Here is a 6,480-nt window from a genome sequence, read left to right as displayed (position 1 = left end):
TGTACTTCATCAAAGCGCATTCCTCCCGACACCGACCCTACGGGTACAGTGCGGGGCTCCTGCGATTTCTAGCTGAAGATGCCAGTGTTTCTTGAGGTTGGGTCCTTTCAAGACACCTCGACCCAACCTTTCGAGACCCCTCGGGATTGTTCGGTCAATTGCTGGCAGGAGTGGGGCGATCCACCACCGGAGCACCAAGGGAGTCGCCGCTATCGCAACCGCTCAAAAATAGGGCCAGCACCAGAAAGCAAACAAGCTGAGGGGCGCATAGTTTCCCATCTTAACAAGCTCAACTGCCTGTCCAGATTACCCCAGAGCCATTCCTCATCATCCTGAAGATTTCCTAAGGGACGGTGGGGATGGCCAGGGATCCCTCCAGAGCCAAGCGATCGCTGACGATAAGACGCCGGCTCTCCAGTGTGATGCCCGTTTGGTTAACCAACATCACCGAGATCCACTCAGCACCGGGTTCTTGGGGAGCATCCGCCTGTAGGAAGATCCCTCCGGCCTGTAGGGGTTCGAGAGCAAACGAAGTCACCTCTGGGTAGCCCGCCCCGGCAACAGGTTGTTCGGCAACGGCGCCCAACAACAAAGAGTGGGTGAGAGGCTCTGCCACAATTGCCTGCAGCGAATAGGTGGATCCCGGTTTGACCACCTCTGGCAGGTTCAAGGTGACGGTGGGAGGGGCAGATCCAGAGGTGAGGGTGCTGGCCTCCCGCAGCACTTCTTGGTCAATCAACAGCAGTTGTCCGGGATTGGCTGGAGCCGGGCGATAGCGATTGCGCACTAGGGCAGAGGCTTCTACCTGAAAGTCCCCCCGCACCGAGGATTGGGATCCCTCTACTTGGCTGAGAATATCCGCAACAATCTCAAGGCCCACCTGCCGCCAGGAGAGGATTTGGGCCGAATAGGTGAGCTTGGGATGAGAGCTCCACAGCTTGCGGATGGCACCTTCCACCTCTTCCCGGTCCAGCCCATCTCGGTGGCGGAAGTCGGGGCTGTAGCCGGCCATCACCCCTGGCAAATCCCGCCGGTTGGCGGCGGCCACCTGCTGGCTTAGCCACTCCACCAGGGCGGCTGGCGGTGGGCTGGAAACTTGCCGCTGGATCCCACTTTCTAGGGGCATCGGGGCAGCTTGGGCCCAAGCCGAGGACTCCGTCCGGCTGACGTGACCGGCTGTCAATCCAAGGGGGATGCTCCAGCTCACGGCCAGAGCAAGGGGCCAAAGCAGTTGCGGAAAGTTAGATCGGGATTTCAAGCCATGGGCCTCCAGCCGGCAAATCTGGATCCCAGTCTAGCCTTAGGGCAGTTGGGATCCCAAAGTCCAGACCAGATAAGATCGATTGGAATAAGCTTTGGCTCATAGCGCCTGTTCTCCATGGCTCCCCAGCACTCTCCAGCTTTCTTGGCCCTGGTCAATGAGGCCAAAAGCCGCATCCAAGAACTGACAGTCGAGCAGGTCAGGCAAAAACAACTGCAAGGGGATCCCTTCTATTTTGTGGATGTGCGGGAAGAGTCGGAGTGGCAAGCCGGCCACGCTGCCGGAGCCATCCACTTGAGCAAAGGGATCATTGAGCGGGACATCGAGAGGGTGATCCCCGACAAAGAAGCGGAGATCGTCCTGTACTGCGGCGGCGGGTTTCGTTCGGCGTTGGCAGCCGATAATCTACAGAAAATGGGCTATCGTCGGGTGATCTCGATGGATGGGGGCATGCGGGCTTGGCGGGAAGCGGGTTTTCCTGAGGAGCGCTAAACCCAGGGGCGCTCTTGTTCTGATTGCAGCATTGGAAGCTTCCCTCTCCCCTTGGGACAAGGGCTAGGGGCAAGGGAAAACTTCTAACCTTGTCTAGAATGACAACAGCTTTGCCCTACTCCTGCCATGCTCCAAACCTTACCCCGCCTGGATGTTGCTGCCCGTTTGCAGCAGTTGCGCCAGCTTCTGCGAGAACAAGATCTGGATGGCTTTTGGGTTCCCTCTGCCGATGAGCATCTCAACGAGTATTTGCCGGAACATCGCAAGCGGCGTCAGTGGATCACAGGCTTTACCGGCTCGGTGGGGGATGCCTTGATCACCCGGGACAGGGCTTGGCTGTGGGTGGATCCCCGCTATCACGAACAGGCGGAGCGGGAGGTGGATCCCAATCTATTGACAGTGATCAAAGGAGGTCTGCCGAATCAGCCCAGCCTGATGGAGATTGTGGAAGAGCTGGGATCCGGCTTTCGCCTGGGGGTGGATCCCTTTACGGTGGCGGTGGCCACCTATCGCCAGTTGCAGGCCCATGCCCAAGCGGGAGGGGTGCTCTTGATCCCGGTCATGGAAAACTTGGTGGATAAGCTGGCTCAGGGATCCGCTCCTGTCGCTCCCTTTGACCGGCCCATTGACTCGGTACCCACCCACCTAAGCGGGGCCACCCCTGCAGAAAAGCTGGCCCAAGTGCGGCAGGAGATGCGCCGCAAGCGGGTGGGACTGTTGCCCCTGACCAAATTGGATCAGGTGGCCTGGCTGTTTAACCTGCGGGGATCCGACATTCCCTACAACCCAGTGTTTTGGGCCTATGCTTTGGTCAGCCTAGATAGAGCGGCTCTATTCACAGATCTGGAGCGGCTCAGTCCCCCATCTCGGCAATTTCTGGCAGAAGCCGGGGTGGAACTCTGGCCCTACGAGACCTACAGCCAACAACTGCCCCAATGGGCCAAGAGCTATGCGCCGGTGGGCTTGGATCCCAAGCAGACCACCCAGGGCACTCAAGAGCTGCTGCAGGATGCGAGCTGCCGCGAGCTGGAGCACCCAGTAGAAGCCCTCAAGGCCGTGAAAAACCCTACCGAGCTGGAACAGATGCGCCTGGCCAACCGCAAAGCCAGCCGGGCCAAGATCCGTACCCTGGCCTGGATCGACCGGCAAATCCAACAGGGGATCCCCATCAGCGAAGCCGATGTGGCCGCCATCATGGAGGCCCATTACCGGGAGGAAGGGGAGTGGGTGGGCCTGAGCTTTAACACCATTGCCGGGGCAGGAGCCAACAGCTCCATCATCCACTACAGCACTCCGGATCCCCAGAAGCTGCTGCAGCCGGGCGAACTGTTTTTGTTGGACTCCGGATCCCACTACTTGGGGGGCACCACCGACGATACCCGCACCGTTTGGATTGGCCCGCAACCCGCGGATCCCTTGTGCAAGCGGCGCTATACCGAGGTGCTCAAGGCCCACATTCAATGCGCCCGCCAGATCTTCCCCCCCGACACCTATGGAGTCTCGTTGGATGGGATCGCCCGCTCCACCCTTTGGCAGGCCGGGCTAGACTATGGCCATGGCACCGGCCACGGTGTCGGCGCCTTTTTGAATGTCCACGAGGGGCCCAACGGGATCCACCGCCGCGCCAACACCCCTCTCAAGGTGGGCATGATCAACAGCATCGAGCCGGGCTACTACCAGCCGGGATGGGGTGGGATCCGCCTGGAGAACCTCTACGAGGTGATTGCCATTCCCGAGCCCGAGGGCTGGATGGGCTTTCGCTCCCTAACTTGGATCCCTTTTGATGGGCGCTTAATCGATTGGGAACTGTTGAACGAGGCGCAGCGAGCCTGGCTGGACGAGTATCACCGGCAGGTTTACGCCATGCACTACGCCACCTTGCCAGAACAGGATGCCGCCTGGCTAAAATGCGCCTGCGGACTGAGCTGATGTACTCGCGCAAGCGTTGCGCGGCGATTACAAATCCCCTGGCAAAGAACGCAGGAAGGATCCCCGCAGTTGACCACATGCGGCATTGCCATCCAAGCCACGGGTTTGGCGCACAGTGGCCCGCACCTGGTGTTGCTCAAGCTGGCGGACGAACTCTCTGACCCGTGTCGGGTGGGGGCGTTGATAGTCGGCTCCAGAGATGGGGTTGTAAGGGATCAGGTTCACGTGCAGTTGTACCCCTGACCGGCTGGCCTGCTGCAGCAATTGCGCCAGTTGGCGGGCATGAATGGGCAGGTCGTTGACCCCCGATAGCAGGGTATATTCAAAACTGACTCGCCGCCCGGTGCGCAGCATGTAGTCGCGGCAATCCTGGATCAGAGTGTCCAGAGGGTAGTGGGCTGCCGAAGGGATCAACCGTTGCCGCAGGTCTTGATTGGGGGCATGCAAGCTGACGGCCAGGGTAACTTGCAGATCCTGCTGCGCCAGCCAGGCAATTTGCCGGGGTACCCCCACCGTCGAGAGGGTGATATGCCGTTGGCCGATGCCGATATCTTGATTCAGGCTGCGGATGGCTTGTACCACCGTATCGCGGTTGAGCAGGGGTTCCCCCATGCCCATAAAGACCACATGGCTGACGCGACGGCCAAAATCTTCCTGCACCGTCAAAACCTGATCCAGAATCTCGTGCAGCTCTAGGTTGCGCCGGTAGCCCATCTTGCCGGTGGCACAGAAATCGCAGGCCATCGGGCAGCCCACCTGAGAAGAGACGCAGACCGTCAGACGCTTGGCCGTTGGGATCCCTACCGTTTCGATCAACTGCCCATCCGCCAACCCCAGCAGAAACTTCACAGTACCATCGCGGGCCTCTGTCCGCTGCACAATGCGCGAGCGTCCCACTGGGTAGCTTTGCACCGCCTCTCGCCAAGCCCTAGGAAACACCGTCACCTGTTCCAGGGAGCGGATCCCTTTTTGGTAGATCCAAGCATGCAGTTGTTGCCCGCGATAGGCCGGCTGTCCTTGGGCAACTGCCCAGTCTTTCAGAGCAGACAAGGACTGCCCCAGCAGCGGAATGGGTAGGGCCGACATCAATACCATCTTAGACGAGATCTCAAGAGGCACAGGAGTCCGGCTCCTCTACTCTAGCCTGTCCCTGCAACCCAATCCCCTTCAAGAACTCCGTCCGAGTGGCGCGAACGGCCTCGTCGCCACAGGGTTGCGGTTCCCCTGCCCATGGCAACAACTCCGCCAGAGACAGGGCGGGTGACGGTAAGCAACAATGCTCTCTTAAATCCCTTAAATTCCCTTAAATCAAGTTGCCCAAGGGCTTTTCCACCCCGCACTCAAGTACAGGGCTACCAAGCTATTCCCTGGTGTAGTTTTGTAGAGTGTGTTATGGAGTGCGCCATCGGGACGGAGTCCCTGACAGTTGGACAAAGTCTGCAGGATCAGGAGCGCTCGATCTGAATCTTCTCGATTTCAATCCATTGAATCCATCTGAACCTATGTCTGTTTCCCCCCAACTGGCTCAACTGGCCACCTGGATGGCAGGGCACTTCAACAACCTACAACAGGCGATTGCAGAGCCCGTCTGGTTTGCCAACATTCATGTGTACCAATGCCCCTTGCCTTGGTCGGTGTTGCAGGGGGTGGGGTTTTACGTGGAGCAACTGTACGACATTTATCCTGAGCAGCCTTACCGACAGCGGGTGATCCACCTCTTCGATACTCCAGATGGGATCCGGATTCAAAACTATGCTCTGACAGCTCCTGACTCCTACAGGTGCGCCGGTCGGGAGTTGTTGCTAAGCAACGCTTACGCGAAGGGGAAATTGGCCGGTCTGACAGCAGCGGAGTTGGAACTCTTGCCCGGCTGTGTCACCCAGGTGGAATGGACGGGATCCTGCTATCGGGGCCGCAGCCTGCCCGGCAAAGGCTGTATTGTTGAACGCAAAGGCAGAACCACCTATTTGTACAGCGAGTTTGAGATCGGAGCCGACTACTTTCACAGCTTGGATCAAGGTCGGGATCCGGAGACCGATCAAGTGATCTGGGGATCCCTATCCGGGCCTTTTCGGTTTGTCAAAAAGCAAGATTTTTCCCAGTACCTACCCCGGTGGGCTGAAGTGCTGAACCATGAGGCTGTTGGAGCAACTGGTTGAGCAGCTGCGGGCGCTGGGGATCCCGTTCGCGTCGTCAGGACGGCGTTCCCGGCGAGAGTTGGTCTGGCTAACCCTGCGGTTGGCCTGGGAAAACGCGATGCGCTACCGGCTGTTAAGGACTCCGTCCCGCTTACGCGATTGGCCTGGCCTCTGAAATGGCCTATAGCTCGATGTTGGCGCTGTTCCCCTTCATCCTCACGCTCCTGACCGGGGTTGGGCTGTTTGTCGGCTCCTCTGAGCAAGCCTTCGAGCGCTTGATGGAGCAGTTGAGCCAAATTGCTCCCCAAGAGGCCCTGACGCTTTTGGATCGGTATGTGCGCGAGCTCCGCTTCGGGCAAAAAAGTGCTCCGCACCGCTGACGCGAACGGGGGCTGTTGTCCCTCAGCTTTTTGGGCACCCTGTGGGCTGCTTCTGGAGCCATGGGGGCGGTGATGACAGCTTTGGATCTCAGCCATGAGATCCCTCAAGATAGGCGCCGTCCCTTCTGGAGACGCAAGCTGATCTCGCTGGTTTGGATGCTCGCCACCTTGGGGTTGACCGGACTGGCCAGCTTGATCTTTTTGGTTGTGTTGATCTTTCATTTGAGCCAAAAGAGAGCACTGACGAGATAGAGAAAACTCAAGAAGTTCCTGGCCAATT

General features: G+C 58.8%; 6 protein-coding genes and 1 pseudogene. 5 read left to right on the top strand and 2 right to left on the bottom strand.

The features are described 5' to 3' along the window. Window positions 1–343: 343 nt before the first annotated feature. Window positions 344–1,258, bottom strand: a complete 915-nt coding sequence (locus tag NW805_RS05475) for a hypothetical protein (RefSeq protein WP_414421897.1) — start codon at window positions 1,256–1,258, stop codon at window positions 344–346. 120 nt (window positions 1,259–1,378) lie between these two features. Here NW805_RS05475 and NW805_RS05470 point away from each other — a divergent pair, with 120 nt between their 5' ends. Together NW805_RS05470 and NW805_RS05465 are read left to right on the top strand one after the other, a co-directional pair. Next, window positions 1,379–1,753 carry a rhodanese-like domain-containing protein gene (locus NW805_RS05470; protein ID WP_011432658.1) on the top strand — a complete coding sequence of 125 codons (375 nt, stop codon included), beginning with the start codon at window positions 1,379–1,381 and terminating at the stop codon, window positions 1,751–1,753. 126 nt (window positions 1,754–1,879) lie between these two features. Next, window positions 1,880–3,682, top strand: a complete 1,803-nt coding sequence (locus NW805_RS05465) for an aminopeptidase P family protein (RefSeq protein ID WP_414421896.1) — start codon at window positions 1,880–1,882, stop codon at window positions 3,680–3,682. 27 nt (window positions 3,683–3,709) lie between these two features. On the opposite strand, the gene rlmN is transcribed toward NW805_RS05465, so the two are convergent. Beyond that, a complete protein-coding gene (rlmN, locus tag NW805_RS05460) occupies window positions 3,710–4,768 on the bottom strand; it encodes a 23S rRNA (adenine(2503)-C(2))-methyltransferase RlmN (RefSeq protein ID WP_414421895.1) in 1,059 nt (352 codons plus the stop codon). A gap of 416 nt (window positions 4,769–5,184) precedes the next feature. Here rlmN and NW805_RS05455 point away from each other — a divergent pair, with 416 nt between their 5' ends. The 3 genes and pseudogenes from NW805_RS05455 (at window position 5,185) to NW805_RS05445 (ending at window position 6,452) form a co-directional block, all read left to right on the top strand. Then, the gene (locus NW805_RS05455) at window positions 5,185–5,841 is read left to right on the top strand and encodes a chromophore lyase CpcT/CpeT (protein ID WP_414421894.1); all 657 of its coding nucleotides are present in this window, start codon (window positions 5,185–5,187) and stop codon (window positions 5,839–5,841) included. Then, a complete protein-coding gene (locus NW805_RS05450; RefSeq protein ID WP_414421893.1) occupies window positions 5,816–5,995 on the top strand; it encodes a hypothetical protein in 180 nt (59 codons plus the stop codon). Before NW805_RS05455 ends, NW805_RS05450 begins: the two co-directional genes overlap by 26 nt. A 1-nt stretch (window position 5,996) precedes the next feature. Then, window positions 5,997–6,452 (top strand): annotated as a pseudogene (locus tag NW805_RS05445) (YihY/virulence factor BrkB family protein). The last annotated feature ends 28 nt before the right edge of the window (window positions 6,453–6,480 follow it).

It is taken from the genome of Synechococcus sp. W60.1 (assembly GCF_047461575.1).
GTDB lineage: Bacteria > Cyanobacteriota > Cyanobacteriia > Thermostichales > Thermostichaceae > Thermostichus.
Note: the sequence above shows the minus strand (reverse complement) of the source record. Positions and strands in the feature narration are given on the sequence as shown.

Bases quoted from the DNA above. Each gene is read 5' to 3' on its own strand.
- NW805_RS05470 (WP_011432658.1), top strand. From the start codon at position 1,379: ATGGCTCCCCAGCACTCTCCAGCTTTCTTGGCCCTGGTCAATGAGGCC.
- NW805_RS05465 (WP_414421896.1), top strand. From the start codon at position 1,880: ATGCTCCAAACCTTACCCCGCCTGGATGTTGCTGCCCGTTTGCAGCAG.
- NW805_RS05455 (WP_414421894.1), top strand. From the start codon at position 5,185: ATGTCTGTTTCCCCCCAACTGGCTCAACTGGCCACCTGGATGGCAGGG.
- NW805_RS05450 (WP_414421893.1), top strand. From the start codon at position 5,816: ATGAGGCTGTTGGAGCAACTGGTTGAGCAGCTGCGGGCGCTGGGGATC.
- rlmN (WP_414421895.1), bottom strand. From the start codon at position 4,768: ATGTCGGCCCTACCCATTCCGCTGCTGGGGCAGTCCTTGTCTGCTCTG.